Annotated in this window: 30 protein-coding genes; 7 read left to right on the top strand and 23 right to left on the bottom strand. The window is 72.0% G+C overall.

The window, feature by feature from the left end; genetic code table 11:
- Positions 1 to 6: 6 nt before the first annotated feature.
- Positions 7 to 1,104, top strand: a complete 1,098-nt coding sequence (locus ACIRG9_RS23875) for a T3SS (YopN, CesT) and YbjN peptide-binding chaperone 1 (RefSeq protein ID WP_402859851.1) — start codon at positions 7 to 9, stop codon at positions 1,102 to 1,104.
- Between the two features lie 130 nt (positions 1,105 to 1,234).
- On the opposite strand, the gene ACIRG9_RS23880 is transcribed toward ACIRG9_RS23875, so the two are convergent.
- Positions 1,235 to 2,191 (bottom strand): zinc-binding dehydrogenase, encoded by a 957-nt coding sequence (locus tag ACIRG9_RS23880; RefSeq protein ID WP_402859854.1) that lies wholly within the window; start codon positions 2,189 to 2,191, stop codon positions 1,235 to 1,237.
- A gap of 105 nt (positions 2,192 to 2,296) precedes the next feature.
- Positions 2,297 to 2,755: an Lrp/AsnC family transcriptional regulator gene (locus tag ACIRG9_RS23885; protein ID WP_402859857.1), complete on the bottom strand. Its 459-nt coding sequence runs from the start codon at positions 2,753 to 2,755 to the stop codon at positions 2,297 to 2,299.
- A gap of 59 nt (positions 2,756 to 2,814) precedes the next feature.
- Here ACIRG9_RS23885 and ddaH point away from each other — a divergent pair, with 59 nt between their 5' ends.
- Entirely contained in the window at positions 2,815 to 3,648 is an 834-nt protein-coding gene (gene ddaH, locus ACIRG9_RS23890; protein ID WP_402859860.1) for a dimethylargininase, read from the top strand.
- A gap of 76 nt (positions 3,649 to 3,724) precedes the next feature.
- Here ddaH and ACIRG9_RS23895 read toward each other — a convergent pair whose 3' ends face one another.
- Complete coding sequence (locus tag ACIRG9_RS23895) at positions 3,725 to 4,939, bottom strand: ABC transporter substrate-binding protein (RefSeq protein ID WP_402859863.1); 1,215 nt, start codon at positions 4,937 to 4,939, stop codon at positions 3,725 to 3,727.
- A 49-nt stretch (positions 4,940 to 4,988) separates the two neighbouring features.
- Positions 4,989 to 5,816 (bottom strand): alpha/beta hydrolase family protein, encoded by an 828-nt coding sequence (locus ACIRG9_RS23900; protein ID WP_402859866.1) that lies wholly within the window; start codon positions 5,814 to 5,816, stop codon positions 4,989 to 4,991.
- An 85-nt stretch (positions 5,817 to 5,901) separates the two neighbouring features.
- Between ACIRG9_RS23900 and ACIRG9_RS23905 the strand changes: the two genes are divergently transcribed.
- Positions 5,902 to 6,492, top strand: a complete 591-nt coding sequence (locus ACIRG9_RS23905) for a bacterial proteasome activator family protein (protein ID WP_402859869.1) — start codon at positions 5,902 to 5,904, stop codon at positions 6,490 to 6,492.
- Positions 6,493 to 6,584: 92 nt separating this feature from the next.
- Here ACIRG9_RS23905 and ACIRG9_RS23910 read toward each other — a convergent pair whose 3' ends face one another.
- From ACIRG9_RS23910 to ACIRG9_RS23920, 3 genes are all read right to left on the bottom strand, one after another.
- Entirely contained in the window at positions 6,585 to 7,397 is an 813-nt protein-coding gene (locus tag ACIRG9_RS23910; RefSeq protein WP_402859872.1) for an HAD family hydrolase, read from the bottom strand.
- Entirely contained in the window at positions 7,397 to 8,218 is an 822-nt protein-coding gene (locus tag ACIRG9_RS23915; protein ID WP_402859875.1) for an HAD family hydrolase, read from the bottom strand. The genes ACIRG9_RS23910 and ACIRG9_RS23915 overlap by 1 nt, the downstream gene beginning before the upstream one ends.
- A gap of 168 nt (positions 8,219 to 8,386) precedes the next feature.
- Positions 8,387 to 9,121, bottom strand: coding sequence for a hypothetical protein (locus tag ACIRG9_RS23920; protein WP_402859878.1), 735 nt, complete (start codon positions 9,119 to 9,121; stop codon positions 8,387 to 8,389).
- A gap of 171 nt (positions 9,122 to 9,292) precedes the next feature.
- Between ACIRG9_RS23920 and ACIRG9_RS23925 the strand changes: the two genes are divergently transcribed.
- From ACIRG9_RS23925 to ACIRG9_RS23935, 3 genes are all read left to right on the top strand, one after another.
- A complete protein-coding gene (locus ACIRG9_RS23925; RefSeq protein ID WP_402859881.1) occupies positions 9,293 to 9,721 on the top strand; it encodes an OsmC family protein in 429 nt (142 codons plus the stop codon).
- Between the two features lie 115 nt (positions 9,722 to 9,836).
- Positions 9,837 to 10,181, top strand: coding sequence for a metallopeptidase family protein (locus ACIRG9_RS23930; RefSeq protein WP_402860099.1), 345 nt, complete (start codon positions 9,837 to 9,839; stop codon positions 10,179 to 10,181).
- A gap of 86 nt (positions 10,182 to 10,267) precedes the next feature.
- On the top strand, positions 10,268 to 10,990 hold the full coding sequence (locus tag ACIRG9_RS23935; protein WP_402859884.1) for an AIM24 family protein: 723 nt from the start codon (positions 10,268 to 10,270) through the stop codon (positions 10,988 to 10,990).
- Between the two features lie 43 nt (positions 10,991 to 11,033).
- On the opposite strand, the gene pheA is transcribed toward ACIRG9_RS23935, so the two are convergent.
- From pheA to ACIRG9_RS23955, 4 genes are all read right to left on the bottom strand, one after another.
- Positions 11,034 to 11,990 carry a prephenate dehydratase gene (pheA, locus tag ACIRG9_RS23940; RefSeq protein ID WP_402859887.1) on the bottom strand — a complete coding sequence of 319 codons (957 nt, stop codon included), beginning with the start codon at positions 11,988 to 11,990 and terminating at the stop codon, positions 11,034 to 11,036.
- 10 nt (positions 11,991 to 12,000) lie between these two features.
- Positions 12,001 to 12,558: a hypothetical protein gene (locus tag ACIRG9_RS23945; protein ID WP_402859890.1), complete on the bottom strand. Its 558-nt coding sequence runs from the start codon at positions 12,556 to 12,558 to the stop codon at positions 12,001 to 12,003.
- Between the two features lie 100 nt (positions 12,559 to 12,658).
- The gene (locus tag ACIRG9_RS23950) at positions 12,659 to 13,114 is read right to left on the bottom strand and encodes a hypothetical protein (protein WP_402859893.1); all 456 of its coding nucleotides are present in this window, start codon (positions 13,112 to 13,114) and stop codon (positions 12,659 to 12,661) included.
- A 234-nt stretch (positions 13,115 to 13,348) separates the two neighbouring features.
- Positions 13,349 to 14,086, bottom strand: coding sequence for a hypothetical protein (locus ACIRG9_RS23955; RefSeq protein ID WP_402859896.1), 738 nt, complete (start codon positions 14,084 to 14,086; stop codon positions 13,349 to 13,351).
- 164 nt (positions 14,087 to 14,250) lie between these two features.
- Here ACIRG9_RS23955 and ACIRG9_RS23960 point away from each other — a divergent pair, with 164 nt between their 5' ends.
- The gene (locus ACIRG9_RS23960; protein WP_402859899.1) at positions 14,251 to 15,462 is read left to right on the top strand and encodes an arginine deiminase; all 1,212 of its coding nucleotides are present in this window, start codon (positions 14,251 to 14,253) and stop codon (positions 15,460 to 15,462) included.
- 55 nt (positions 15,463 to 15,517) lie between these two features.
- Here ACIRG9_RS23960 and ACIRG9_RS23965 read toward each other — a convergent pair whose 3' ends face one another.
- The 12 genes from ACIRG9_RS23965 to ACIRG9_RS24020 all read right to left on the bottom strand — a co-directional run bounded on the left by ACIRG9_RS23965 (position 15,518) and on the right by ACIRG9_RS24020 (position 26,703).
- Entirely contained in the window at positions 15,518 to 16,405 is an 888-nt protein-coding gene (locus tag ACIRG9_RS23965) for a DUF5926 family protein (protein ID WP_402859902.1), read from the bottom strand.
- A complete protein-coding gene (locus ACIRG9_RS23970) occupies positions 16,402 to 16,542 on the bottom strand; it encodes a hypothetical protein (protein ID WP_402859905.1) in 141 nt (46 codons plus the stop codon). The genes ACIRG9_RS23965 and ACIRG9_RS23970 overlap by 4 nt, the downstream gene beginning before the upstream one ends.
- Before the next feature lie 60 nt (positions 16,543 to 16,602).
- Positions 16,603 to 17,019 carry an ATP-binding protein gene (locus tag ACIRG9_RS23975; RefSeq protein WP_402860102.1) on the bottom strand — a complete coding sequence of 139 codons (417 nt, stop codon included), beginning with the start codon at positions 17,017 to 17,019 and terminating at the stop codon, positions 16,603 to 16,605.
- Positions 17,020 to 17,082: 63 nt separating this feature from the next.
- Positions 17,083 to 18,531: an ATP-binding protein gene (locus tag ACIRG9_RS23980; protein ID WP_402859908.1), complete on the bottom strand. Its 1,449-nt coding sequence runs from the start codon at positions 18,529 to 18,531 to the stop codon at positions 17,083 to 17,085.
- Positions 18,532 to 18,611: 80 nt separating this feature from the next.
- Positions 18,612 to 19,403: a glycerophosphodiester phosphodiesterase gene (locus ACIRG9_RS23985; protein WP_402859911.1), complete on the bottom strand. Its 792-nt coding sequence runs from the start codon at positions 19,401 to 19,403 to the stop codon at positions 18,612 to 18,614.
- A gap of 15 nt (positions 19,404 to 19,418) precedes the next feature.
- On the bottom strand, positions 19,419 to 19,754 hold the full coding sequence (locus tag ACIRG9_RS23990) for a rhodanese-like domain-containing protein (RefSeq protein WP_402859914.1): 336 nt from the start codon (positions 19,752 to 19,754) through the stop codon (positions 19,419 to 19,421).
- Between the two features lie 28 nt (positions 19,755 to 19,782).
- On the bottom strand, positions 19,783 to 20,718 hold the full coding sequence (locus ACIRG9_RS23995; protein ID WP_402860104.1) for an LCP family protein: 936 nt from the start codon (positions 20,716 to 20,718) through the stop codon (positions 19,783 to 19,785).
- A 182-nt stretch (positions 20,719 to 20,900) separates the two neighbouring features.
- Positions 20,901 to 22,112 (bottom strand): LCP family protein, encoded by a 1,212-nt coding sequence (locus ACIRG9_RS24000; RefSeq protein WP_402859917.1) that lies wholly within the window; start codon positions 22,110 to 22,112, stop codon positions 20,901 to 20,903.
- A 204-nt stretch (positions 22,113 to 22,316) separates the two neighbouring features.
- Positions 22,317 to 23,558 (bottom strand): LCP family protein, encoded by a 1,242-nt coding sequence (locus ACIRG9_RS24005; protein WP_402859920.1) that lies wholly within the window; start codon positions 23,556 to 23,558, stop codon positions 22,317 to 22,319.
- Positions 23,559 to 23,632: 74 nt separating this feature from the next.
- Entirely contained in the window at positions 23,633 to 24,613 is a 981-nt protein-coding gene (locus ACIRG9_RS24010) for a UDP-glucuronic acid decarboxylase family protein (RefSeq protein ID WP_402859923.1), read from the bottom strand.
- A 69-nt stretch (positions 24,614 to 24,682) separates the two neighbouring features.
- Positions 24,683 to 26,356, bottom strand: a complete 1,674-nt coding sequence (locus ACIRG9_RS24015; RefSeq protein WP_402859926.1) for a cation acetate symporter — start codon at positions 26,354 to 26,356, stop codon at positions 24,683 to 24,685.
- The gene (locus tag ACIRG9_RS24020) at positions 26,353 to 26,703 is read right to left on the bottom strand and encodes a DUF485 domain-containing protein (protein WP_402859929.1); all 351 of its coding nucleotides are present in this window, start codon (positions 26,701 to 26,703) and stop codon (positions 26,353 to 26,355) included. The genes ACIRG9_RS24015 and ACIRG9_RS24020 overlap by 4 nt, the downstream gene beginning before the upstream one ends.
- Positions 26,704 to 26,737: the final 34 nt, after the last annotated feature.

The following is a 26,737-nucleotide window of genomic DNA, read 5'->3' on the forward strand; positions in this document are numbered from 1 at the left end:
ACGATCATGACGGCAGACCACCCCTCGGCGCCCGCCGACGAGCCCGCCGGCCCAGCTTCGGAGCAGTACGAGTCGATTCTGCTCGACGAGCCGACCACGGCCGACCTCCGGGCCAAGGTGACCGAGGCCTGGCGGGAGTTCGCCCGCGCGCTGGCCGACCGGCTTCGCGCCCTGCCCGAGGGTGCGCACCTGGAGTTGACCCTCGATCCCACCGCCTCCGGCACCGGGGACGCCGTCTACTCGATCAGCGTTGACGTCGGCGGGGAAGGGCGACTGTCGGCGCGGGCCGTCGGCAACGCCACGCTGCCGGCGGGTTACCGGCTGGACCGGGCCGCCGTCGCCGACATGATCGCGCTCGGCTGGTCCCCGCCCGGCGTGCTGGAGGGTTCCGGCGAGCAGTTCGGCCTGGACTGCGCCGCTGGGGAGGCGGCCCGGCTGGCGGCGGCGCTGTCCCGGACCCTCCGGGACGTGTACGGCGCCCCGCACCCCGCCTTCCTCGTCTATCTGATGCAGGACGCCGAGGGGGAGCCGCTGCCGGTGGAGCCGCTCGGCACCGCCCGCAGCGAGTTCGGCCCGGATCGGGAGGCGGAGGCCGACCTCGACGAGGCGCTGGCCGCCGCCGCGACCGCCCAGACCAACGACAGCGACGTGCTCGCGCTGGAGGAGCGGGTGCGTACGGTCGTCTCCACCATGCTGCGGTCGAAGTCCGACCAGTTGCAGGTCGACTCGGACGGGGACATCAACATCCGTGCCGGCTCGGCGATGGTCTTCGTCCGGGTGCGCGACAACCCGCCCCTGGTCGACGTCTTCTCCCCGGTGCTCACCGAGGTCGAGCCGACCGAGCGCCTCTACGTCAAGCTCTCCGAGCTGACCAACCGGATGCCGATCGGCCGCCTCTACTGTGCGGACGACACGGTCTGGGCCTCGATCCCGGTCTTCGGCCGCAACTTCCAGCCGACCCACCTGATGCTCGCCGTGCAGGTGATGACCGGGCTGGCCGACGAACTGGACGACCGGCTGCACGGCGAGTTCGGCGGTAAGCGCTTCTTCGGCGAGGCCGACAAGCCCTCCCAACCCGAACACCGCACCGGCATGTACCTCTGACCACCCCGCCGCCCCCACCGCCGCGCAGAGGCGACAAATTCGGGGAAAGAGTGGCCTCCGAGCATGGAATGACCACTCTTTCTCTGAACTTGCCCAGATCTTGGGAGGGGCGTGGGGAGGGGGAGGGGGGCTACGGGAGGTCTAGGAGGGTCTTGCCGACTGTGGCGCGGGACTCGATGGCGGCGTGCGCATCGGCGGCCCGTTCCAGCGGAAAGCGCTGCCCGATCAACGGGCGCAGCCGCCCGGCCGCAGCCTCGGCGAGCGCTTGTTCGGTGAACGCCCGTAGTTCGGCCGGCGCGGCGGACGGCCGGAGCAGCGCCACCTCGCGCGCCGTGGCGAGTTCGGCGGGCAGATCGGCCCACGCACCGCTGGCCAGCCCGAAGCTGAGCATCCGTCCGCCCGGGGCGAGCAGGTCGAACGCGTCGCGGGCGAGCTGGCCGCCCACCCCGTCGAAGACCACGTCCACCCCGCCGGCGGCCGCGCGTACCCGGTCGGGCCAGTCCGGCTGCCGGTAGTCCACCACCGTGTCGAGACCACGGTCGCGGAGCAGGGCCACCTTCCGGGCGCCTCCGGCGGCGGCCACGACCCGCGCCCCGGCGGCCTCGGCGAGCTGCGTCAGCAGGCCGCCCACCCCGCCCGCCGCCGCCTCGACCAGCACCCGCTCGCCACGGCGCAGCCGGGCCGCGTGCACCAGCATGACGGCCGTACGACCATCGGCGAGCAACGCCACCGCCTGGTCCAGCGGCAGCCCGGACGGCACCTCGTACGGCGCGTCCTGGTCCACCGCCACGCGCTCGGCGTACCCGCCGGAGCCGCCCGTGCTGCTCACCACCCTTTTTCCCACGAGCGCCGGATCGGCACCGGGACCGGCCTCGGTGATCACCCCGCCGACCCCGTTGCCCGGGATCAGCGGCGGCGAGCCGGCGAACGGCCCGAACCCGGTCGACCGGAACATGGTCTCCACGAAGGTGAGGTTGGCGTGCGCGACGTCGATCACCACCTGACCCGGCCCGGGCACCGGATCGGGCGCGCTCCCCGGCACCAGCACCTCCGGACCGCCGAATTCCCGTAACCACACCGCGCGCACGCCCGCCCCCTCCGATAGCCGGCTCTCAGCCAACAACCTCAACGGGGGTTGAGGTCAACTGGCGGCGGGTGGGACCGGCGACCCGCCGGGGAGGGCGGAGTCGGGTCAGAAACCGGACGGGCCGACGCCGGGGGACTCGACCAGCCGGGAGAGGACGATGGTGCTGCGGGACGAGGTGACGAAGGATTCGGCCCGTAGCCGCTCCAACGCCTCCTCCAGGTGAGCGATGTCGGCGGCCCGCAGGTGCACCAGCGCGTCCGCCTCCCCGGAGACGGTGTACGCGCCGACCACCTCGGGGTGGCGGCGTGCGGCGGCCCCGATCTGCGCCGGGGTGGTCCGTCCGGCGCAGAAGAGTTCGACGAACGCCTCCGTGGTCCAGCCGACGGCGGCCGGGTCGACGACCGCGGTGAAGCCCCGGATGACCCCCGCGGATCGGAGTCGGTCGACGCGTCGCTTGACCGCCGGGGCGGAGAGTGACACCCGGGCGCCGATGTCCGCGTACGAGGCGCGGGCATCTGCCACGAGCAACGCAATGATTCGCTGGTCGACCGCGTCTATCTGCAACGTTCCGCCCCTTGGAAGCAATGGTTGTGGCTGTTACCAAAGTTGTACCGTACCTACTCTTGGTGACCGTGAACCAGCAGCGAGTCCCGCGAAAGCGGACATATCTCATGTGCTCGCCCGAGCACTTCGCGGTCGAGTACGCGATCAACCCGTGGATGGACGTGACCACGCCGGTCGACGCGGAGCTGGCGGTCAAGCAGTGGGACCACCTCCGGGAGACCCTCGTCGGCCTCGGCCACGAGGTGCACCTGCTCGCGCCCGAGCGCGGCCTGCCGGACATGGTCTTCGCGGCCAACGGCGCCTTCGTGGTGGACGGCACGGTCTACGGCGCCCAGTTCAAGCACGAACAGCGGACCGCCGAGGCCGCCGCGCACCGGGCGTTCTACGAGGAGAACGGCTGGCGGTTCATCGCGCCGAGCGAGACCAATGAGGGGGAGGGCGACTTCGCCTACCTGCCGGACGCGCACGGCGGCCTGATCCTCGCCGGGCACGGCTTCCGTACCGAACTGGCGGCGCACGCCGAGGCGCAGGAGGCGCTCGGCCGACCGGTGGTCTCGCTGCACCTGGTCGACCCGCGCTTCTACCACCTGGACGTCGCGCTCGCCTCGATCGACGACGAGAACATCGTCTACTACCCGGGCGCCTTCTCGACGGCCAGCCAGAAGGTCCTCGCCCAGCTCTTCCCGAACGCGGTGCTCGCCGACGACTCCGACGCCCTGGCCTTCGGCCTGAACCTGGTCAGCGACGGGCTCAACGTCGTGCTGAACAGCGAGGCGACCCGGCTGGCCGGCAAGCTCAAGACGGCCGGGTACACCCCCGTGCCGGTCGAGCTGGCCGAGCTGAAGAAGGGCGGCGGCAGCGTGAAGTGCTGCATTGCCGAGCTGCGCCACTGACGCGCGTCCCACGCCGAGCGCAGAAACGGGCGGCCTCCTCCTGGGGAGGCCGCCCGTTCGGCGTACGCGGGGGAGGTCAGCCGAGCGTGTCCAGCTCGCTGACCGCGACGTTCGACAGCATCCGGCCGTCGAGCTGGACCCGGCGCAGGTACCACTTCTGCTGCGGGGTGCGCGACTGGTTGAACTGCCAGGCCCCACGCGGGCTGTCGATCTGCCCGATCTTGCCGAGCGCCAGGTTGACCTGCTGCGAGTTCGGCTCCGCGCCGGCCAGCCGGATCGCCTTGTCGAGCACCTGAGCGGCGTCGTACGAGGCCATCGCGTAGGTGGTCGGGGTGGCGTTGTGGGCCTTCCGGTACTCGGACGCGAACACCCGGTTGGCGCTGTTGTTGAGGTCGGCCGAGTAGTTCAGCGCGGTCTCGATGCCGAACTTCTGGATCTCCCCCCGCAGCTCGCCTCCCTCCCCGTCGTCGAGCTGGCCCAGCACGGTGCCCTCGGTGAGGAATCCGGGCGCGTAGACCGGGCCCCGGTAGCCCTCGTCGTAGAGCTGCTTGATGAAGCTCACCGCGGCGGCACCGGTGTAGTTGCAGAAGACCGCGTCCGGATTGCGGAGCAACGCCTTGTGAATCGCTGAGGCGTACATGCCCTTGGCCGGGTTGGCCGTGTCGGGGGTGTAGACCGGATCGCTGATCTTGCGACGGCCCTGCTCGTAGTCGCGCTGGAAGCCCTCGATGATGTCGTGGCTGCTCGGGTTCTGCGAGGCGAAGACGGCGACCTTGCTTTTCTCGCCCAGCTTCTGCCGCAGGTACCGCCCGATAGCCTGGCCCGGCTCGTTGAGCACGTACGACGTGCGCCAGATGTAGACGACGCTCTGCAGGTTGATCGGGGAGGCGTTGGAGCCGACGAGCGGAATGCGGGCCTTCTCGACGTCGGCCCGGATGCCGAGCATGACGGCGGGACTGACCACGCCGGTGAGCGCCAGCACGCCCTCCTTGAGGAGCCGGTCGAGGGCCGCCTTGCCGGTCGCTTTGCTGTCGCCCTCCTCGGCCGTCACCAGGGTCACCGGGTGGCCGCCGAGCTGCTGGTTGTTGAGGCCGAGGAAGAGCCGGAACCCGTTGGTGATCTCGTCGCCGATGGCCTTGTTCGGGCCGCTCCCCGGCACGATGAGGCCGATCTTGATCGGGCTGCCGGGGCGGTCGGTGCCCTGGGAGTCGGAGGCGCAGCCCGCCGCCAGGCCGGTGGTACCCAGCGCGGCCAGCAGCTGAAGGGCACGCCTGCGGTTCATCTGCGACACCGATTTCCTTCCCAGAAAGGGCTGCCAGGGCGGACACCCCTCCGGCGTTCTACCTGCTCGGCGACGCTGCGTCAATGCTCGGAAGATCATCGTGAAGGGACCGTAACGCAGCGACCACCTGGGGCCAGGCCGCCGAGTCGGGGGCGATGAGCCCGAAGTGCTCGCACTCGGGCAGCTCGACCAGGGTGGCGGGGGTGCCGGCGGCCCGAGCCGCGGCCACCCAGGAACGGCTCATCGTGACCGGAACCTGACGGTCGAGGGCACCGTGCATGACTACTGTCCGCGCTTGGATCGCCACCGACGCGGATGGATCGGCGGCCGCGTACCGGTCGGGGACCTCGGCCGGGCCGCCGCCGAGCAGCGCGGCCACCGCCCCCTCGTCCAGGTCCAGCCGGTACGCCTCGGCCAGGTCCGCGACCGGCGCCAGCGCGAGCACGCCCCCGACGGTGGCCGGGGCGTGGGCGGCCACGTGGAGCGCCAGGTGCCCGCCCGCCGAGTGCCCGACCAGGATCGGCGGGGCGGGCGCCACCAGGCCGGGCAGCGCCGCGGCGGCCAGCCCGGGCAGCGCGGCCACCCCGGCCAGCACGTCGGTGAGGGTGTTCGGCCAGCCCCCGTCGGGCTGTCCGGTGCGCCGGTATTCGAGCTGGGCGACGGGGTGGTCGAGCGCGGCCAGCGCGGCGGCCATCGGGCCGGTGTGGGTGCGGTCGTACTCGGCTCGCCAGAAGCCACCGTGCACCACGACCACCAGCCGCCGGGCCGGCCCGCCGCCGGCCGGGCGGCGCAGGTCGACAAGCTGCTCCGGGTGGTCGCCGTAGGCGACCGTCACGTCCGGCGGCGGGGCCGGCCGGGTCAGTACGGCGCGCGGATCTGTGGACATGACGGCGACGCTAGCGCGCCCCGGCCGGACGGTTCCCGCTCCGGAGCCGGTCCCGGCTCGTGGGGGTGGCGGCGGCTGGGTAAAGATGGGTGGCATGACCGAAGCGCGTTCTGCCGGACAGCACGACGAACAGGACAACGACGGTATCCCCGGCACGGTGGTGGTGGTCGGGCCGGACGGTCGGCCGGTCGGCACGGTGCTGACCGAGGAGGGACAGGGCGAGGACCCGACCCGGCTGGTGGAGCAGCCGGCGAAGGTGATGCGGATCGGCAGCATGATCAAGCAGCTGCTGGAGGAGGTCAAGGCGGCCCCCCTCGACGACGCCAGCCGGCACCGGATGCGGGAGATCCACGAGCGGTCGATCGTCGAGCTGAAGGAGGGACTCGCCCCCGAGCTGCGTGCGGAGCTGGAGCGGATCTCGCTGCCCTTCACCGAGGACAAGGCACCCAGCGAGAGCGAGCTGCGGATCGCCCACGCGCAGCTGGTCGGCTGGCTGGAGGGGCTGTTCCACGGCATCCAGGCCGCCCTGGTGGCCCAGCAGATGGCCGCCCGGGTCCAGCTGGAGCAGATGCGTTCCGGCCGGGCCGCGCTGCCCAGCGGCCCCGGCGGGGCGGTCCCCGGCATGCCGGGCATGCCGCCGACCAATGAGGGGCACGCCCCGGGCCAGTACCTCTGACGGCCCGGGCGCGCCCGCGCCGCTACGACGACTTCAGTTCGGCGCGTCTGACGCCGCGCGGCGACCTGAGGCCATCGCTGGAGCCGTCGCGCTCAGGCCACCCCGAAGATCTGCTCCAGGTACGCCGCCACGCCGTCCTCGGCGTTCGACCCGGTCACCTCGTCGGCGATCTCCAGCACGGCCGGGTGTGCGTTGGCGACCGCCACCGCCCGCCCGGCCCAGGTCAGCATCGGCACGTCGTTCGGCATGTCCCCGAACGCCAGCACCTCCCGCTCGTCGATCCCGAACCGGGCGGCGTACCAGGCCAGGCCCGCCGCCTTGGTCACGCCCGCGGCGGAGATCTCCACCAGCCCGCTGTACGAGGAGTGGGTCGCCTCGGCCAGCCCCTCCAGCGCCCCGGCCACCACCCGTACGAACGCGTCCGGGTCCTGCTCGCCGGCCCGGGCCAGCAGCTTCACCGCCGGGACGGCCAGCAGCTCCTCCGGTGACTCGATGGCCCGGATCGCGTCGGTGTCGGCGTCCCAGCGCAGCGGGTAGTGCGCCTCGTGCCGCATCTGCCGGCTGTCCACGATCTCCACCGCGAAACTCACCCCGGGCACCTGGGCCCGCAGCCGTCGGGCCACCTCGGCGAGCAGTTCGGGGGCGAGCGGGTCGGCCCGGAGCACCTCGTCGGCGGCCGGTTCGTACACCACCGCCCCGTTGGCGCAGATCGCCGGCAGCGGGGCGGCGAGCTGGTCGTACACGAGCTGGAGCCAGCGGATCGGACGGCCGGTGACCAGCACGACCGGCGTGCCCGCCGCGGAGATCCGGGCCAGCACCCCGACGGTGCGCGGGCTCAGCGTCCGGTCGTCACGCAGCAGCGTGCCGTCGATGTCGGTCGCGATCAGCCGAGGTGTCTCTCCCATCACCGGGAGAGTAGTCGGTCCAGGTAGATCGCGACCCCGTCGTCGTCGTTGCGCAGGGTGATCTCGTCGGCCGCCGCGCGGACCTCCGGATGGGCATTGGCCACGGCCACCCGCGCCCAGCCGGCCCAGCCGAACATCGGCAGGTCGTTCGGCTGGTCCCCGAAGACCAGCACCTCCGCCGGGTCGACGCCGAGGCGTTCGGCCACCACGCTGAGCCCGGTGGACTTGTCCACCCCGGGTGGGCAGATCTCGATGAAGCCCAGGCCGGCCTGGGTGAGCGTGGCCAGCTCCGGCGGGACGATCCGCCGGGCCGCCGACAGCAGTTCGTCCACGTGGTGGTCGGCGGTCCGGGCGAACGCCTTGATCACGTCGCCGGAGAGGCATTCCTCGCGGCTGCGCGCCTCGAACCGGTCCGGGTACGGCCAGCTCGGGTGGTAGTCGCCCCAGAGCGGCGCGTCGTGCTCGTCGGACGCCTCCACCATCACCGTCAGCGGGCCGACCGCGGCCTCCAGGTCGACGAGCAGCCGGGCGAGCGCCACCCCGGAGAGTCGCTCGTCGCGCAGCAGCAGCGGGCCCGTCGGGTCGCTCTGGTCGACCACCCGTCCCCCGCCGGCCATCACCAGGAAGTCAGCGGCGCGGATGTCGTTGCGGGTCAGTTCGGTCAGGCGCGGTCCGCGGCCGGTCGCGCCGACCACCGGGATCCCCGCGGCCCGTACCCGGTCGAGCACCTGGTGGGTGAACGCCGAGACGGTGTCGTCGCTGCGGACGAGCGTGCCGTCGAGGTCGGTGGCGATCAGCTTGGGCAGCCCCGGGCGGGTCATGGTTCCTCCTTCGCCCGCCGCCGTCGCGCCAGCCGTCCAGGTCGTCGGTGCCTCGGCCCACGACCGGCGGGCCGCAACCGTATCTCGGGGAACAGGTCGCAACCATGGCTTTTCGGCGAATCGGGCGCCAACCCGTGGCGGCGGTCCGGTGTCCGGCCGCGCCCCGGCTCAGTGTGGCGGTTCGGGCCGGGCGAACGGCATGGTGGGCTCGACCGTCAGGTCGGCCGGGGCGGGTGGCAACTCGTCCCCGACCGCCCCGCGCGGGCCCCAGCCCGTCCGGTCACGCTCCGGCGGCGACTTCTTGGCCCCGCCGTCCGGATCGGGTGCCGCGCCGCCCTCCCGGCCGGACAGGTAGAGGGCACCCGCGAGCAGCACGGTGGCCACGAAGGCGGCGACCAGGCCGCGCCCGCGCTCGACATGGAACCCCTCCGCGAGCAAGCCGAACAGGGCGCGTTGACCCGTGTCGTCCAGGGTGAACGCGGTGGCCGTCAGCACGGCCAGCATCGCGGCCGCGAGGCCGAGACCGGCCACCCGCGCGTTCTGTCGCACGGGGCCGGTACCGCGCAGGGCGAGCGCGACCGCGCCGGCCAGGCCGAGCAGCCCCACCAGGTAGCCGACCCCGAAGCCGTCCACGTCCGTCACCCCGCCCGGCACCCGGACAGTGCCGATCCCCGCGGGGCCGTCGTTCGGGACCGTCATCACCAGCCACTCGCCGATGAGCGAGGCGACCGCGGCCACCGCGCCGAGGCCGGCGAGCAGTGGCGGCATCCGGCGGTCCCGCCCCAGCCCGGCCAGCGAGCGGCCGGCCCGGCCCGGCGGCGGGGGTTCGGCGTCGCCCCACTCCACGACGGTCATGCCGTCGGACCGGCTGTCCTGCTTTGGGATGGGGAGATCCTGAGACATCGGCCACCTTCCGCTCCGCGCGGGCCTGCGTCGAATCATGGCACAGCCGGCACCCGGCGACGGGGACGGCGAGCCGGCCCGGCCGCTCCGCCGCGGATCGTGGCCGGTTGGGCTGTGCCCGACTCGCCACGGGCAGTGCGGGGACGTCCGGTTTCGGTTAGCGTCGGTGGCATGCCTATCCGTACCGCTTCCGCACGTTGGCAGGGTGATCTCGCCGGGGGCGCCGGCACGGTCCGCACCGGTAAGGGCGGCCTCACCGGCAACTACTCGTTCAAGTCGCGCTTCGAGGAGGGTGAGGGGACCAACCCCGAGGAACTGATCGGCGCCGCCCACGCCAGCTGCTACTCGATGGCCCTCTCCAAGCAGCTCGCCGACGCGGGCGCGACCGGTACCTCGGTGGACACCACCGCCAAGGTGCACTTCGACAAGACCGATGCGGGCATGACCGTGACCCGGATCGACCTGGAGACCGTCGGCCAGGTTCCGGGCATGGACGAGGCCCAGTTCACCAAGCTGGCCGAGGCGGCCAAGGAGGGCTGCCCCATCTCGCGGCTGCTCTCCCCGGGCGCCCAGATCACGCTGACCGCCCGCCTCGCCTGAACCACTCCCGACCCGACCCACGCCACACGACCGCGTACGCCCGGGCGGGCGTCGGACCCGACCCGGACACGGCTGGTCGGGTGGCGGCGGGTCGGGGAGGATGGGTGGCGTGGCCGTGGAAATGAGCCGGGAACGGTTCGAGGAACTCGTCGGCGAGGCCCTCGACGAGGTGCCCGAGGAACTGCTCGGGCTGATGAGCAACGTGGTCATCCTGGTCGAGGACGACCCACCGCCGGGCGAGGACCTGCTCGGGCTCTACGAGGGGCACGCCCTCACCGAGCGGGGCTGGAACTACTCCGGCGTCCTGCCGGACCGGATCCTCATCTACCGCCGCCCGACCCTGCGGATCTGCGACACGGAGGACGACGTCGTCGAGGAGGTCGCGGTGACCGTGGTGCACGAGATCGCCCACCACTTCGGCATCGACGAGGAGCGGCTGCACGCCCTCGGCTGGGGCTGACCGGCGCCCGGCCGCCCTCCGCTCCCCGGCATTGCGGGGGTCTCTTAGCCTCCTGGACAGGCGCACCCCGATGCAGGAGGAAACCCATGCGTAGCGCGCTGTTCTCCGCGGAGAACCTGGAAAAGGAGTCCCAGCAGCCGGGCATGCGGCTGCAGAACTCCAAGATGCTGAAGATCGAGCTGAACGGCGAGGCGATGGCCCGGGTCGGCTCCATGGTCGCGTACCAGGGTCAGGTGCAGTTCCAGGCGCTCGGCTCCGGCGGTATCGGCAAATATCTCAAGCAGCGGCTCACCGGCGAGGGTGTCCCGCTGATGAAGGTCAGCGGTCGCGGCGACGTCTTCCTCGCCGACTTCGCCAAGGACGTGCACATCATCGACCTGGAGCCCGGTGACGCCCTGTCGATCAACGGATCGAGCGTCCTCGCCTTCGACTCCACGCTGAGCTATGAGATCAAGATGGTCAGCGGCATGGGTTTCGCCTCCTCCGGGCTGTTCAACTGCGTCTTCACCGGCCAGGGCCGGATCGCCATCACCACCGATGGCGCCCCGGTGGTGCTCAACGTGGACGCCCCGACGTACGTCGACCCACAGGCGGCGGTCTGCTGGTCGGCCAGCCTCCAGACCGGTTACCACCGGGCCGACCAGCTCGGCCTCGGCACGCTGATCGGGCGGACCACCGGTGAGGCGTTCACGATGAGCTTCGCAGGGCAGGGCTTCGTCGTGGTCCAGCCGTCCGAGGAGCGACCGGGGCGGCACGGCGGCAACCAGCAGCAGGAACAGGGCGGCCTGCTCGGCGGCCTGCTGCAGTGACCGTCCGCGGCGCAGGGCGTCCGCCCGGGCGTCCCGCGCCGCGTCAGCTCAGCCGGCCGGCGCGCAGCCGGGCCAGCCACGCCGCCGCGTCGGCGTAGTCGACGTCGGAGAGGCCGGCCGGAGCGGGGACCGGCCGCTCGCTAGCCGCCGGGTTCCAGCGGTGCCGGGGGTACGACCCGAGGAAGCGTACGCCGGCGCAGACCCGGTGCAGCCCCTGCAACGCCTCACCGAGGCGTACGTCGGCGACGTGCCCGGTGCAGTCCAGGAAGAAGACGTATCGGCCGAGCGCCTCGCCCGTCGGGCGGGACTCGATCCGGGTCAGGTTCACCCCGCGTACCGCCAGCTCCGTGAGCACCGAGAGCAGCGCGCCCACCCGGTCGTGGGCGATGTAGACCGCCAGCGACGTGACGTCGTCGCCGGTGGGCGGCGGGGGCGGGCCGGGGCGGGACATCAGCGCGAACCGGGTCACCGCGTCCGGGTGATCAGCGATCTTGTCGGCCAGCACGGCCAGCCGGTGTCGGGCCGCCCCGATCGGGGCGCAGATGGCGGCGTCGTACTCGCCCGCAGCCGCGCCGGCCGCGGCGGCGCCGTTGGACAGCACGTCGACCACGGTCGCCTCGGGCAGGTGGTCGCGCAACCAGCCCCGGCACTGGGTGGACGCCTGCGGGTGCGCGGCGATGCTCCGCACCTCGGCCAGGGAACCGCCGGGGCGGGCCGCGAGCACGAACTCCACCGGCAGGATCACCTCGCGGGTGATCATCAGCGGGTCCCCCTCGGCCAGTTCGTCGAGGGTCACCCCGACTGCGCCGCCGATCGAGTTCTCCAGCGGCACCAGCGCCGCGTCCGCCTCCCCGGCGCGAACGACGTCCAGGGCCTCGCCGACGCTGCGCGCCGGCTCCCGGCTGCCGCGCTCGGCGGCGGGGACGGTACGCAGCGCCTGCTCGGCGAAGGTGCCCTCGGGACCCAGGTAGACGAAGCGGGTCGGCGGTGTTCCCGGCATGCCGACCAGCCTACGCACCCGGTACGCCGTCACAGGCCACGGTCCGGATGCCGGGCGGGCCGGCAGCGCGTACCTCGGCGGAGCAGACGTCGGTCCCGGCGGTCACCAGCTCCAGGGCGGTCGGCTTCCCCCGGGTGACCGCCTGCAGCTCCTCGTGCCCGGTCACCGCCAGCACGGTGTACTGCCAGTCCTCGGCGCAGAGCGGCCCCTTCCGGACCGTGACCCGGACGTCCCGGGGCAACACCCGCGCGTCGCCGCGCAGCAGTGCGATCACCCGGTCGCCGGTGGGGCCGGACCCGCAGGGCGTGGCGCTCGGGTCTGGGGTGGGGCTACGGGGCGGGGTGTCCAGGATGTCCGGGGCGGTCGGCGTCGCGGTCGGTGTCGCCGTGGACGTGGGGGTGGCGGTGGCCGTCGGGCGGGCCGGCTCGCTCAGTTCGGGCGGGGCGTCGCAGGCGGCGAGGGACAGCAGCGTGACCAGGGCCGCCGCGACGGCCCGTGGGGCGCGTGGCGGCGCCGCCGGACGCCTTGGCTGCCGGCGGGTGCTGGGGCAGTGTGGGGTGGGTGGCACGGTTCGATCCTCGGGTATCGAGGGGCGTCATTGCGACCGGTTGGCCGAGCCCATCGTAGGAGGATCACCTGCTCAGGTGAAGGTCACCGGTGCACCCAGGTCAGACCTTGGAGAAGAAGGTGAGGGAACCGGCCACCTCGCCGTTGTCCAGCACGGGCGTGGAGATGGCGTCGACCGTGGTGCCGGCTTCGGTGCCGGACCCCTGGACCCGGAGCAGTCCGCGGGCCAGCCGCTTGGAGTGCAGGGCGAGCAGCGGTGGGATCTTGTCGGTGTCCTGCTCGGTCAGCTCGTTCGGCACGGCGGTGAAGTCGACCAGGCGCAGGCCGCCGTCCAGCAACGGCCGCCCGATCACGTCCTCGGGTGCGCCGAGGCAGAGCAGCTCGCAGCCCGACGACGAGATCGCCACCACACTGGTGTCGGCGTCGATCAGCAGGCAGGGCTCGGCCGCTCGGTAGACCGCGACGGACCACTGCCCGACGTTGCCGGACTCCTGCTCGGTCGGTGTCCCCGGCGCGGGCACGAAGACTTCCGAGAGCGAGAGTTCGACGTGGGCCACCGCGCCTCCTATGTACACCGACGGTCCGTCCACGCTAGCCGGTCCGCGCGCCGACCGCGCGACCGCGCTGGGCGCACCGGTCGCCGTGCTGCTCCGGGCGCCCCCGGAGCATTGACGGACCGAGGGGACAGGGGTCGGAGCGACGGGTGCCCGGTGTCGGGCGGTCGGCGACGGCGCGGGCCGACGGAACCGCCGGAGGCGGAGCCAGGAGGCCGCGTGGCGCCCCCGCAGACGTTACCGGCGGGCGGCGCGCTTGTCAGCGGCCGTTCGGCCCTCCTCGTACCACCGGTAGTCGCCTGCTGGACGGTATGTGCCGTTGAACCAGGTGGAGGGGTGCTGGGCGACCTGGGAGAGCTTCTCGGCGGTGGCCGGACTGATCCGGTTTCCGCCCGCCACGAGCAGCCGGTCCAGCTCCCGGTGGGTGGCCATGAGGCAGTCCTTGGGCAGGCCGTAGACGCTGATGACCCCGGAACCGACGAAGGTCAGCACCGGGGCGACCGGGATCGGCAGGCCGACCGCCTCGGAGAGGGCCTTGCTGGCCCGCTTGGCGTCCCGGCGCGCGTCGGCCACATAGGGCGGACGCTTGCCGTTGATCTGCACCACGTCGCCGGCGACGAGCACCCGGGCTCGACCGTGGTCGGCGACGGTGACCGCGAAGAGCCCGCTCGGCCCGATGGCGAGGAACCCGGCCCGGTCGTCCTGGCCACGGTCGAGGAGGACGTCCGACACGTCCGTCCGGGGCCATTCCACGACGTGCCAGGCGGGACCGAGGTGGTCGAGCTGGCCGAGCGCCCGGGCTCCGGCCGCCTCCAGCCGGCGGGCACCCCGCTCGGCGCGGCGGCGGCGGGCCCACCCGAGCGGAGTCGGGCGGGCCGGGTCGAGTACCGAGGTGGACTCGACTCGGGGCTGCGGCACCGCGACCGGTGGCAGGGCTCGGGTCGGCATGGCTCGACGAGCGGGTGAGACAGTCATCGCGACCTCCGGCAAAAGGTCTCTCGAAGTTATGTCTCCACTACCCTACGTTGCGCACCCCGGTGGTCGGCAAGGTGGAGCGCCGGAATGAGTGCGGATGAATGCCATATTCATTCACACTTCTTTTCCCGGATGCCGTAGCCACCTCATCCTACGCTGCGAGGGTGACCCACTATGTGGACAGCGAGGTCGCCCGGCTCGGCACGGTGCTGCTGCACCGCCCCGGCCCGGAGCTGGCCCGCCTCACGCCGCGCAACAACGACGCGTTGCTCTTCGACGCTATCCCATGGGTGGGTCGGGCGCAGGAGGAGCATGACACGTTCGCCGCCGCGCTGCGCTCCCGCGGGGTGGAGGTGCTCTACCTCGCCGCCCTGCTGGCCGAGACGCTCGCCGTGCCGGACGCCCGGGCCGAGCTGACCCAAGCCGTACTGCGCTCGCCCCGGCTGGGCGACACGCTGCGCCGACGGGTCGCCGACCACCTCGGGTACCTCGACCCGGCCGCCCTGGCCGACGTGTTCATCGCCGGGCTCGCCCACGAGGAACTGCGGGTCGGCGCCGATCGGCCGGGCGGCCTGGTCTGGACCCTGATGGACCGGCACGACTTCGTCGTCGCCCCGCTGCCCAACCTGCTGTTCACCCGGGACTCCTCGGTCTGGATCGGGGACCGCGTCGGGGTGACCAGCCTGGCCATGCCGGCCCGGCGGCGGGAGACCACGCTGACCGACGCCATCTACCGCCACCACCCGCGCTTCGCCGGCACGGAGTTCGTCTACCACTCCGAGCTCGAGCACCTGGAGGGTGGCGACGTACTGCTGCTCGCACCCGGGGTGCTCGCCGTCGGGGTCGGCGAGCGGACCACACCGGCCGGAGCGGAGCGGCTCGCCCGGCAGGTCTTCGCCGCCGGCCTGGCGCACACGATCCTGGTGGTGCCGATCGCCCAGGAGCGGGCCACCATGCACCTGGACACGGTCTGCACCATGGTCGACGTGGACGCCGTGCTGATGTACCCCAACATCGCCAGCGAACTGTCGGCGTACACGGTGATCGCCGGGGCGGACGGCGGCGAGCCGCGCGTCGACGGCCCGGCGCCGTTCCTGCGCGCCGCCGCCGACGCGATGGACCTCGACCAGCTCCGGGTGATCGACACCGGCCTCGACCCGGTCACCGCCGAACGGGAGCAGTGGGACGACGGCAACAACACCCTCGCCCTCGCGCCCCGGCTCTGCGTGGGCTACGAACGGAACGTGGAGACCAACGCCCAGCTGGAACGGGCCGGCATCGAGGTGATCGCGATCGCCGGCTCGGAGCTGGGCTCCGGCCGGGGCGGGCCGCGTTGCATGTCCTGCCCGCTGCTCCGCGAGCCGCTGCGCCGCTGAAAGGAGGGGCCCCTTCTCAACAGACGTCTATTGAGAAGGGGCCCCTCCTCACACCTCAGCGCAGGGTGAGCTGGCGGCCGAGAAGACCCTGCCGGGCCCGGCGCCCGGCGGCGTCCAGCGGCTCCCGCTCCTCCAGCGCCTCGGCGTACCGCTTGGCGAACTCGGTCACCGGCTCCTCCCAGTCGGCGGCCGGCACCGCCTCGGGCAGGTCCCAGACCGGCACCAGGCGGCCGTGCGCCCGGAACATGCCGGCGAAGCGGGTGTTGTCGCCGAGGGGCAGCCTGCCGGCCACGCTCAGCCGGGACAGCGCGTCGAGCGCCCTGTCCTCGTCGTCCGGCAGGACCCAGCGCACGTGCGCCTTCTCCGGCACCTGGCACCAGTACGCGGCCCGGGCCGCCGCCAGCTTCACGGTCGGGTAGACCGCCGCGTTGGCCCGCTCCAGCGACGCCTGCACGTTCGGGTCGTCGGTCGCACCGGGGTCGAGCCAGAACTCGAACCCGTCGTGCATGCTGATCTCCAGCGGACCGTCCACCAGAACGTCCTGCAGGCGAGGCCCGGGGCCGGGCAGCGGCGGCACCGCCACCTGGCCGCCCGGCTCGGTACGCAGGGCGCAGAGCAGCGCGTCCGCCAGGTCCCGGGAGACGTCGCCGGACTGCTGGTGCCGCTGCAGGCCGATGAAGACCCGCCCGTCCGGCTTGGTCATCGCCGGGGCGGCCATCGGCAGCACGGTGGCCAGGATGACCGGCCGCTCGCCGTACTCCTCGACCAGTTCGGGGGTCAGCCGCAGCGGCGCGCTGGCGGCCGGGACCAGCTCGCGCAGCGCGATCCACTCCGGCTCGTCGACCAGCCCGTCGAACGGTCGGGGCACGAAGACGTCGCGCACCTTCTCCCGCTTCGGGGTCACCTCGGCGGCGTCCCGCTGGGACTTCCGACGCTTGCTCATGCAGGCACCTCGCTGCGTTCGCTCATGCGGCCGATGATTCGCTCGCTGCGCTCACTCATGCTGCCGCCCCGCTTCGCTCGGTGGCCGCACGAACCCCCGGCACCGCGCCGGATGATTCGCTCGCTGCGCTCGCTCATGGCGACACAGCCTAGATGCCGCGCCGAGCCGGCGTGGGCAGGACCCGCTTGCCCGCTTGCTCAGCCGGCGACGACCAGGTCAGGTCGGGTCGAGCCGGCCGGGTCGAACTCGGCCCAGACGCTCTGGCCGAGGCCGTCCCGCTCGACCCCCCAGCGGCTGGCGAGGCCGGCGACGATGTGCAGCCCGCGTCCGTCGATCGCCTCCGGGGCCGACGGACGCATCAGCGGACCCGACGGGGAGCCGCCGTCGGTGACCCGGACCTGGACGCACTGCCCGTCGGCCGCCGGGCGCAGCCGCCAGGCCACCCGGACCACTCCGCCGGGCAGCGGATCGGCGTGGCGTACGGCGTTGCCGACCAACTCGGCGAGGACCGCGACCAGGTCCGCCAGCAGCGCCGGGGGTACGACGTTCGCCAACTCGTCGGCGAGCCGGTGCCGGGCCAGGCGCGCGCCGGTCGCGTGGTGCGGCACCACCACGCACCACGATCGCTCGGCCGAACGCGTCCCCACCGCCGTCCTTCCACCCCGCAACTGCCCTGGTCATCCCCGGGGCAGCCACACCTCTGCGACCGTACCCCCACCGGCCCTCGGCCGGAGGGATACCCAGCCATTCTGCTGTTCAACAATTTGGCGGACGAGATACAGGCCCAGTCCGGCCCCCGGATAGCGCCGGCGGTCGCCGGACTCGCCCTGCCAGAAACGGTCGAACGCCCGCTCCACGTGCTCCGGCCGGATACCGATGCCCCGGTCGGCGACCCGGAAGGACACCGTGCGTTCGTTTGCCCCGGCGCTGACCTCGATCGGGGTGTCGGGCAGGGAGTATTTCCCGGCGTTGGTGCCCAGCTCGGTGAGCACGGTGGCCAGGCTGTGCCGGTCGCCGAGCGCCTTCGGCAGGTCGCCCGGCAGGTCGAGGACGATCCGGTGCCGGACGTCCGCCGGCAGGTCGGTGACCGCCGCCCGCAGCGCGTCGGCGAGGTCGAAGGGGGCGGCCGGATCCCCGCGCCGGTGCTCCGTGGCGGCGGTGAGCAGCCGGTCGACCAGCCGGGCCAGCTCGTTGGCCCGCTGTCCGATGATCCGGGCGGCGTGCCGACGGTCGTCGTCGTTCAGCGACTCCCAGTGGTCGGTGAGGGTGTCCGCGTACCCCTTGATCACGGTGACCGGGGTCCGCAGCTCGTGGCTGGTCACCGCGACGAAGAGGTCCCGGTCGTGGTCGCGGTGCCGCTGGTCGGTGATGTCCCGGAAGGTGATCACCCGGAGCGCGCCCGCGGGCAGCTCCCCGGAGGTGATCCGCAGCCAGCGGCCGTCCGGCAGCCGATGGTCGAGCACCTGCCCGCACGGGGGCAGCGGGAACGGGAACGGGCGGTTCAGCGCCTCGATGCCCGGACGGCCGGTCACCTGCGCGGCGGCGGGGTTCCACAGCCGTACGTGGTCCGCGCGGTCCACCACCGCGAGGCCGTCGGCGAGCGCTGCCACCACCGGGCCGTCGCCGTGCACCGGCAGGCCGGTGTGGTCGCCGTACATGTGCGCGATGCAGGCGGCGACGTACCCGATGACGGCGCACTGGGAGTCGTCGAGCGGCTCCCCGTCGGGATAGAGCGCGTGCAGGCTGCCCACGGTGAGGCCGGCGATTTCGGCACGCGCGACGATCATCCGGTGCAGCCCTCGCCCGGCCACCTCGTCGGCGAGGGTCCCCGGGATGGCGTCCAACCGGACCTGGCGCAGGACGGGTCCGGCGAGCAGGCAGACGGTGGCCGGGTCGCTCGCCGGCAGCGGCCGGCCGACGACGAACTCGGCGCTGCCGGTCGCCGCGATCACCCGCCCTCCGGCGGGGGTGAACTCGACGAACGCCATGCCGGCCGCGCCCACCGCAGGCTGGACCACCCGGAGCAGGCGGGTGAGCACGGGCAGTCCGGAGGCCCCAGAGTTGATCAGCGTGATCACACCGGTGTGCCCGGCGATGAGGGCGGGGTAGTCGGTTCGCTCCGGCATGCCCCGAGTGTGCCGCGCCGGCCGGCTCGGGGACACCCCCCGGCCGGGGCCGGACCGGCCGCCGGATGGATCGATCGGGTTCAACGGCCGAGCCGGGCCAGCGCCTGGGCGGGCCGGTCGGTGATCACCCCGTCCACCCCGGCCTCCAGCACCAGCTCCAGGTCCTCCGGCTCGTTCACCGTCCAGACGTAGACCTGGTTCCCGGCCGACCGCAGCGCGGCAACGAGCTGCGGACGGGCCCGGATCAGGCCGATCCCCGGCCCGGCGATCCGGCTGCCGAACGGCAGCCGGCCCAGCCGTAGCCAGCGCGGGAGCACCTCCAGGAGCAGCACCGTGGGCAGGCCGGGGGCGAGGTCGCGGATCCGGCGTACGGCGAGCGGGGAGAAGGACATCACGGTGACCCGGACCCGATCGTCCGGGCCGGGTTCGGCGAGGCCGTACCGGCGCAGCAGCGTGACCAGGCGGCGTTCCACGTCCCCGCCGTACCGGGAGGGGTGCTTGGTCTCGACCAGCAGCCGGACCGGCCGGCCGGCGTCCAGCACGGCGTCGAGCAGCCGTTCCAGGGTGAGCAGCCGGGTGAGCGACTCGTCGAGCGGTTCGTCGCCCTCGGCCGCCACCCCGCCGGGGTGCCACGAGCCGAAGTCCAGTGCCTCCAGCTCGTCGAGGGTACGCGCGCTGACCAGCCCGTGCCCGTTGCTGGTCCGGTCCAGCCGGCGGTCGTGTACGCACACCAGGTGCCCGTCGCGGGTGAGCCGGACGTCACACTCCAGCCCGTCGGCTCCCTCGTCGAGCGCCCGCAGGTACGCGGCCAGGGTGTGCTCGGGCAGGTCGTACGAGGAGCCGCGGTGCGCGAAGACCAGGGGCGTGGTCATGTCGGTCGGCGCGCCTCAGGCGACCCGGCCCGGCTGCCCGTCGTCGGTGACCACCGGACGGCCCGCGGCGGCCCAGTCGCCCATCCCGCCGTCGACGTTGCACACCTGCTCCCAGCCGTTGCGCAGGAGATACGCGACGACCTGCGCGGAGCGGCCGCCGGAGCGGCAGATCACGGCCACCTCGCGGTCGTCGGGCACCTCGGCCAGCCGGCCGGGCAGCTCGGTCATCGGCAGGTGATGGGCGGCCGGCGCGTGGCCGACGGCCCACTCGTCGTCCTCCCGGACGTCGAGCAGATAGGTGTCGTCGGGCACGGCCGACGCGGGCACGCTGGGAACCTGGGGTCCGAACACGGCTATGAAGCCTAGCCCGCCCGACCGGTCACAGCCGGTTGACCCAGCGGGGGTTGGCCCCGGCCCACTCCGGCAACCGGGTGGCCCGCAGCGCGTCGAAGAGTCCGCTGCCGCCGTTGTCCAGTACCACGTACGAGACCTCGTCGATGATCTGCGGATACGACGGGACCTGCACGCCGCGCAGCGCGTCCGCCGGCAGCCCGCGGAACGCGAAGAGCAGGTCGTCCAGCGACACGCCGTTGGTGTCGACGGTCAGCGCGCCGCCGACCGCCCGGAGCACCCGGTCGAGCTTCACCGGGTCGTCGCGCAGGTGCGTCTGGCCGGCCTTGTCCAGTACCGCGCGGAGCATCTGCTGCTGGTGGCGCTGCCGGTCGTAGTCGCCATCGGGCAGGTCGTAGCGCTGCCGGACGTAGTCCAGGGCCCGGGCGCCGTCCATCTGCTGGCACCCGGGGGTGAACAGGGTCTTCGTGTGGATCGACCGGACCTCGGTGTCGACGCACATCCGGATGCCGCCGAGCAGGTCGATGACCTCCTTGAAACCGGAGAAGTCGACCAACGCGGCGCCGTCGAAGCGGATCCCGGTGAGCCGGCTCAGGGTGGTGGAGAGCAGCCGGGCGCCGGCCTCGCCGCCGCCGCCGTGCTCGTACGCCGAGTTGACCTTGTCCCGGCCGCCGCCGTAGCCGGGCGCCGGCGGGATGGTGACCAGCAGGTCGCGCGGAATCGAGATCAGGTACGCCTGCCGCATCCCGGCGGGCACGTGCACGATCAGGATGCTGTCCGAGCGTTGGTCCTCGGGATTGGCGCCGGGCCGGTGGTCCGAGCCGATCAGCAGGTAGTTGAGCGCGCGGGACAGGTCGGTACGCGGCTGCCGGGCGGCCGAATCGAGCAGTTGCTGCTTGGCCACCGAGCGGTCGTACCGGTGGGTGAGCCAGTGCAGCCCGGCCAGCCCGAGCGTGGCGAGCAGGACCAGGGCGAGGCCACCGCCGAGGAGGAATCGGATCCAGCGGGCGGATCGTCCCCGCCCGCGTCTGGTCCGTGCTGGCCTGGCCGTGACATCCCTCCCGCAGCCCTGACATGAGACCCGCTCACGTCAGGCTACGGTCCGGTCACCCGGCGGTGGACGCTTTCGGCGTAGCTACCCCTGGGTCACGACTTTCTGGTGGAGAGGACCCGCGGATTCGCCACCACGAAGTTGGCGAGATCGTCCTTGGTGACCGCTTCGAACATCCGCATGCTCAGGTCGTTGAGCGACTCCCGCCCGTTCGCGTTGGTGGCGTACGTGCCACCGTTGGTCCGCAGGGTGACCAGGTCGTTGCCGGTGACGCCCTTGAGGGTGAAGATGAAGTCCGCCATCGGTACGCCGCCGGTGTCGAGGATGAGCGACTCGCCGGCCGCCTTGATCAGCTGATTCAGCTTGATCGGGTTGGTCAGCATGCCCTTCTCGGTGGCCTTCTTCGCCATCGCCTTGATCAGCTGCTGCTGGTTCTGCTGGCGGTCGTAGTCGCTGTTCGGCAGGCCGTAGCGCTGGCGGGCGTAGTCGAGGGCCTCCCAGCCCTTCATGTCCCGGCAGCCCGCCTTGTGCACCACCGCCGTCATCGGCTTGTGGAGCTTCTCGGCGTCGGAGTTCCACATCGGCTTGCCGTCGACGTACGACATGTGCTTCGACTTGACCTCGTGGCTGACGCAGATGTGGACGGTGCCGAGGGTGTCGATGATCTTCTTGAAGCCGCCGAAGTTGATGATCGCGGCGCCGTCGAAGCCGATCCCGGTCATCCCCTTGATGGTTTTGGCCATCAGCTGGGCGCCGCCCTCCCAGCCGCCGCCGTTGCGGGCGCCCGCCTGGAAGGCTGCGTTGATCTTGTCGGTGCCGCCCTTGTAGCCGCTCTTCTCGAACGCCGGAATGTGCGCCTCGGTGTCCCGGGGGATCGAGATCAGGTACGCCTGGTCGTGGGTGGCCGGGATGTGCAGGATGATGATCGAGTCCGAGCGGACGTCGTCGGCGGCCCAGGACTTACGGGCGTCGACGCCGAGCAGCAGCATGTCGATCGGGCCCTTGAGGTTCTTGCCACCCTCGGCCTTGGTCTTGCCCGCCTCGCCGAGCAGGTTGCCCTGGTCGATGCTGCTGGTGGCCTTACCGATGAACGCCTTGACGCCGACGATGGCGACGCCGCTGGTCATCATCAGCACCGCACCGAAGATCAGGGTGAGCCGTGCCCACAGCGGATCCTTGCGTCTGCGCTTCCGCGCCCCGCCGGGGCCACGACCTCCCGCGCCGCCCTGGGACGGAATGATCGGGGGCACCCGCCCGGGTGCCCCGGGCTGCGGTGACGGAGGGCGACGGCTGGTCTGAACCGGCATGCGTGCTCCAGCTCGATGATCGGGGGCGGGACTACTTTACGTATCCGCTCCCGTTCCCGCGACCTCGTTCGGCGACCGTTTCCGCAGATTCTGGTACTCGTGTCGGTGAATTGACCGAACGGCTAATTGAAAGCGGCCGGTCGGCGGTTGGCTCGCCGTGTGACGAACCTGCCCGCCGACCGGCCCGAATGCCTCGGGACGGCGTCAGCCGCCGTTGCCCGTACCGTTGCCCTGCTGGTTGGCCTGCACCCAGTCGGCCATCTTGTCCGCGCCGATGGCCTGGTACATCGACAGCGCCTTCTCGCGGTCGGAGACCACCACCGACTGGCCGTCGACGTCCCGTCCGCCCAGGTTGGGGCTGGTGACGAAGGTAAGGTTCTCGCCGCGCAGGCTCCGGAACTCCAAGGCCATGTCGGTGACGGAGAATCCCTGATCGACCGTGACCGCCTTGGTGACCGCCTTGAGGAAACTGTTCAGCTTTTTGGGATTGGTCAATGTGCCGGTGCTGGCCGCCTTGTCCATCAGCGCCTTCAGGAACTCCTGCTGGTGACGCATCCGAGCGAAGTCGCCGTCGGGGAACTGCTTGCGCTGCCGGACCCAGTCCAGGGCCTCGGCGCCGTCCATGTGGTTCACACCCTTCGTGAACGTCCGGTACGGCTTGTGGATCGAGGTGATGGTCCGGTCGACCTTGAGGTCGACCCCGCCGAGCGCGTCGGTGACCTCCTTGAACCCGCCGAAGTCGATCGCCATGACATGGTCGATCCGGACGTCGGTGAAGCACTCCACGGTCTTCACCGCGAGCGGCAGGCCGCCCCACGCGAAGGCCGCGTTGATCTTGTTGCGTGAACCGGAGTCGCAGGACGCGCCGGCGTTCTCCGGAATCGGCACGTACAGGTCACGCGGGATGGAGACCAGATAGGCCGATTTGTGGTCGGCCGGGACGTGCATCAGGATCAATGTGTCCGCGCGCCACTCGCCGGCCTTGTCCATCGGGGCGTCCGGGTCCCGGGAGTCGGTGCCGGCCAGCAGGATGTTGAGCGCGCCATCGACCTTCTTGGCCGGTCGCCCGCCGGTGATCCCCGAGAAGGGGTCGGTGCGGCGCAGGTCGTTGTCGAGGTTGCGGGCGTAGAACCACGCCCCCACGCCGGCGAGCAGTGCGAGCACCACCACCGCCGCGCCGGCCACCAGGGCGATCCGCCCCCAGCGCGGGCGCGGACCGCGCCGCCCCGGGCCGCCGCCCGGCCCGCCGGGCCCACCGGGTCTCCCGGGCCCGCCGGGGCCGGCCGGTCCGCCGTAGCGCGGCCGCTCCTCGTACGACGGGAAGCGCCGGACGTCGGCGGCACGGGCGCGCCCGGCGGTGCCCTGGCCAGGGCCGGGGACCTGGGCGCGGCCCGCGCTTCGACTCAGACGGGGGAGCGGCAAGCCGGCAGACGAGGTCGCTGACATGTAACCGAGGTTAGGTGCACGGGACCAGTTCCGTCCCCAGGTGGAACCGGGTGTCAGCGAGCTTCCAGCCCGGTTCAGTACCCTAGCCGCCCGCGGAAGTACTCAATCGTGCGTCGCAGGCCGTCTTCGGGCACCACGGTCGGCTCGTAGCCCAGCAGCTCACGGGCGAGCGTGAGGTCGGGGCGCCGCATCTCCGGATCGTCGGCGGCCCGGGTGATGTAGCTCACCTCGGAGGTGCTGCCGGTGAGGGACACGATCGTCTCGGCCAGCTGCCGCATCGACATCTCGTGCTCGGTGCCGCAGTTGATCGGGCCGGTCTCGGTCGAATCGAGCAGCAGCAGGATGCCGCGTACCAGGTCGTCCACGTAGCAGATCGAACGGGTCTGGTCGCCGGTGCCGTGCACCGTGATCGGCTCGCCGCGCAGCGCCTGGGAGATGAAGGTCGGGATGGCGCGGCCGTCGTCCGGCCGCATCCGCGGGCCGTACGTGTTGAAGATCCGGACGATCGCGGTGTCGGTGCCCCGGCTGCGGTGGTACGCCATGGTGGCCGCCTCCGCGAAGCGCTTCGCCTCGTCGTAGACGCTCCGGATGCCGATCGGGTTGACGTTGCCCCAGTACGTCTCGCGCTGCGGGTGCTCCTTCGGGTCCCCGTACGCCTCGGAGGTGGAGGCCATCAGGAACCGGGCGCCGTCGGCGGTGGCCCGTTCCAGCAGGTGCAGGGTGGCGACCGAGCCGACCCGCAGGATCTCCACCGGCAGCTTCTCGAAGTCGGTGGGGCTGGCCGGGGAGGCCATGTGCAGGATCGCGTCGAACCGCTCCGCCAGGGCCGGGTGGTGGGTCGGCAGTCCCTCGGAGACGTCCGCCTCGATCAGCGTGAAGGTCGGCATCTCCAGCAAGTGGGAGATGTTGTCCTTCGACCCGGTGACGAAGTTGTCCAGCACCACGACCGTGCAACCGCGCTCGACGAGCCGGTCGACCAGGTGCGACGGCACGAAGCCGGCGCCGCCGGTGACGAGGATGCGGTGTTCAGGGCCGAAACGGGGAGCAACCTTCATGCCGGCCAGCCTACTAAGCCGGATGGGCCGGAGCCGCCGTTGGCTCCGGCCCACCGTCCTGTCGTGCCGTCAGTGCGCGCCCGCGCCGGTGAGCGCCCGCACCTCCAGCTCGGCGTACTTCTCCTCGTCGTGCTCCTTGGACAGCAGGGTGCCGATCCAGCCGCAGAGGAAGCCGATCGGGATCGAGATGATGCCCGGGTTCGACAGCGGGAACCAGTGCCAGTCGTGGTCCGGGAACATGGCCGTCGGCGCCCCGGAGACGACCGGGGAGAAGAAGACCAGCGCCACGGCGGCGATCAGGCCGCCGTAGATCGCCCAGACCGCGCCGGAGGTGTTGAACCGCTTCCAGAACAGGCTGAACAGGATCGCCGGCAGGTTGCCCGAGGCGGCCACCGCGAAGGCCAGCGCCACCAGGAAGGCCACGTTCAGGTTCTGCGCGAAGATCGACAGGACGATCGAGACCGCGCCGATCACCAGGGCGGAGATCCGGGCGACGTTCACCTCCTGCCGCTCCGACGCCTGCCCGCCCTTGATCACGTTGGCGTAGAAGTCGTGCGCCAGGCTGGACGACGAGGCCAGGGTCAACCCGGCGACCACCGCCAGGATGGTGGCGAAGGCGACCGCCGCGATGATCGCCAGCAGGGTCGCGCCGCCCAGGTCGCCGCCGAGGAACTTGATGCCCAGCGCCTCGGCGAGCTGTGGCGCCGCGGTGTTGCCGGCCTTGTCCTGCTCGGTGATGGCCGTCCCGCCGACCATCGCCGCCGCGCCGAAGCCCAGCGCCAGGGTGAGCAGGTAGAACAGCCCGATGATGCCGATCGCCCAGAGCACGCTCTTCCGGGCCGCCCGCGCGGTCGGCACGGTGTAGAACCGGATCAGGATGTGCGGCAGGCCGGCCGTGCCGAGCACCAGGGCCATGCCGAGCGACAGCAGATCCATCTTGCTGTAGAAGGTCTTCAGCGCGTCGCCGGGTGTCTCCACCCCGTACTTGAGTCCGGGTTCGAGGAAGGCGGCTCCCTTACCGGAGGCGTGTGCCGCGTCGCCGAGCAGCGCCGACAGGTTGAACTTGTAGTGCGCCAGCACCAGCAGGGTCATCACGATCGCGCCGGTCATCAGCAGGAACGCCTTGACGATCTGGACGTACGTGGTGCCCTTCATCCCGCCGACCGTGACGTAGATGATCATCAGGGCGCCGACCAGGATGATGGTGGCGACCTTCGCGGTGTCGGCGCCCATGCCGAGGAAGGTGGTGCCCGGCTTGATGCCGAGCAGCAGCGCGACCAGCGCGCCCGCGCCGACCATCTGGGCCAGCAGGTAGAAGATCGACACGGTGATGGTGGAGACCGCCGCCGCGGTCCGGACCGGACGCTGGCGCATCCGGAACGCCAGCACGTCGGCCATCGTGTACCGGCCGGAGTTGCGCAGCAGCTCGGCGACGAGCAGCAGCGCGACCAGCCAGGCGACCAGGAATCCGATCGAGTAGAGGAAGCCGTCGTAGCCGTTCAGGGCGATGATGCCGGCGATCCCGAGGAAGGACGCGGCTGACATGTAGTCGCCACCGATCGCCATGCCGTTCTGGAAGCCGGAGAAGGAGCGGCCACCGGCGTAGAAGTCGGTGGCGGTCTTGGTCTGCCGGCTGGCCCAGACGGTGATGGCCAGCGTGATCGCGACGAAGATCAGAAACAGGGTGATGGTGAGGTTGCGGGCGGTGTGGCTGCCCGCCTCGGCCGCGAAGACGATGTTCATCGGTCACCTTCTTCGAGCTCGGCGCGGATCCGGTCGGCGACCGGATCGATCCGCCGGTCGGCGAACCGCGAGTAGAGCCAGGCGATGACGAACGTCGAGACGAACTGGAGCAGGCCGAAGACCAGGGCGACGTTGATGTTGCCGAAGAGCTTCGTGCCCATGAAGCCCCGCGCGTACGCGGAGAGGATGACGTAGAGCGCGTACCACAGGAAGAACGCGACGGTCATCGGGAAGACGAAGCCGCGCAACGCGCGCCGCAACCCGGCGAACTCGTCCGACCGCTGTACGGCGAGGTACCGCTCCGCCGCGGATTCGGTCGGTGCGGACGCGGGTGTGTCCGTGGACATCTGTGGATCACCACCTTCGCAAGGCGTGGGGGAG

It is taken from the genome of Micromonospora sp. NPDC093277, assembly GCF_044765245.1.
GTDB lineage: Bacteria > Actinomycetota > Actinomycetes > Mycobacteriales > Micromonosporaceae > Micromonospora.

Excerpts from the sequence above, each read along its gene's own strand:
- ACIRG9_RS23875 (WP_402859851.1), top strand. The coding sequence starts at position 7 with ATGACGGCAGACCACCCCTCGGCGCCCGCCGACGAGCCCGCCGGCCCA.
- ACIRG9_RS23900 (WP_402859866.1), bottom strand. The coding sequence starts at position 5,816 with ATGTCCACAGATCCGCGCGCCGTACTGACCCGGCCGGCCCCGCCGCCG.
- ACIRG9_RS23905 (WP_402859869.1), top strand. The coding sequence starts at position 5,902 with ATGGGTGGCATGACCGAAGCGCGTTCTGCCGGACAGCACGACGAACAG.
- ACIRG9_RS23910 (WP_402859872.1), bottom strand. The coding sequence starts at position 7,397 with ATGGGAGAGACACCTCGGCTGATCGCGACCGACATCGACGGCACGCTG.
- ACIRG9_RS23915 (WP_402859875.1), bottom strand. The coding sequence starts at position 8,218 with ATGACCCGCCCGGGGCTGCCCAAGCTGATCGCCACCGACCTCGACGGC.
- ACIRG9_RS23920 (WP_402859878.1), bottom strand. The coding sequence starts at position 9,121 with ATGTCTCAGGATCTCCCCATCCCAAAGCAGGACAGCCGGTCCGACGGC.
- ACIRG9_RS23925 (WP_402859881.1), top strand. The coding sequence starts at position 9,293 with ATGCCTATCCGTACCGCTTCCGCACGTTGGCAGGGTGATCTCGCCGGG.
- ACIRG9_RS23935 (WP_402859884.1), top strand. The coding sequence starts at position 10,268 with ATGCGTAGCGCGCTGTTCTCCGCGGAGAACCTGGAAAAGGAGTCCCAG.
- pheA (WP_402859887.1), bottom strand. The coding sequence starts at position 11,990 with ATGCCGGGAACACCGCCGACCCGCTTCGTCTACCTGGGTCCCGAGGGC.
- ACIRG9_RS23955 (WP_402859896.1), bottom strand. The coding sequence starts at position 14,086 with ATGACTGTCTCACCCGCTCGTCGAGCCATGCCGACCCGAGCCCTGCCA.
- ACIRG9_RS23965 (WP_402859902.1), bottom strand. The coding sequence starts at position 16,405 with ATGAGCAAGCGTCGGAAGTCCCAGCGGGACGCCGCCGAGGTGACCCCG.
- ACIRG9_RS23970 (WP_402859905.1), bottom strand. The coding sequence starts at position 16,542 with ATGAGCGAGCGCAGCGAGCGAATCATCCGGCGCGGTGCCGGGGGTTCG.
- ACIRG9_RS23980 (WP_402859908.1), bottom strand. The coding sequence starts at position 18,531 with ATGCCGGAGCGAACCGACTACCCCGCCCTCATCGCCGGGCACACCGGT.
- ACIRG9_RS23985 (WP_402859911.1), bottom strand. The coding sequence starts at position 19,403 with ATGACCACGCCCCTGGTCTTCGCGCACCGCGGCTCCTCGTACGACCTG.
- ACIRG9_RS24000 (WP_402859917.1), bottom strand. The coding sequence starts at position 22,112 with ATGCCGGTTCAGACCAGCCGTCGCCCTCCGTCACCGCAGCCCGGGGCA.
- ACIRG9_RS24005 (WP_402859920.1), bottom strand. The coding sequence starts at position 23,558 with ATGTCAGCGACCTCGTCTGCCGGCTTGCCGCTCCCCCGTCTGAGTCGA.
- ACIRG9_RS24010 (WP_402859923.1), bottom strand. The coding sequence starts at position 24,613 with ATGAAGGTTGCTCCCCGTTTCGGCCCTGAACACCGCATCCTCGTCACC.
- ACIRG9_RS24015 (WP_402859926.1), bottom strand. The coding sequence starts at position 26,356 with ATGAACATCGTCTTCGCGGCCGAGGCGGGCAGCCACACCGCCCGCAAC.
- ACIRG9_RS24020 (WP_402859929.1), bottom strand. The coding sequence starts at position 26,703 with ATGTCCACGGACACACCCGCGTCCGCACCGACCGAATCCGCGGCGGAG.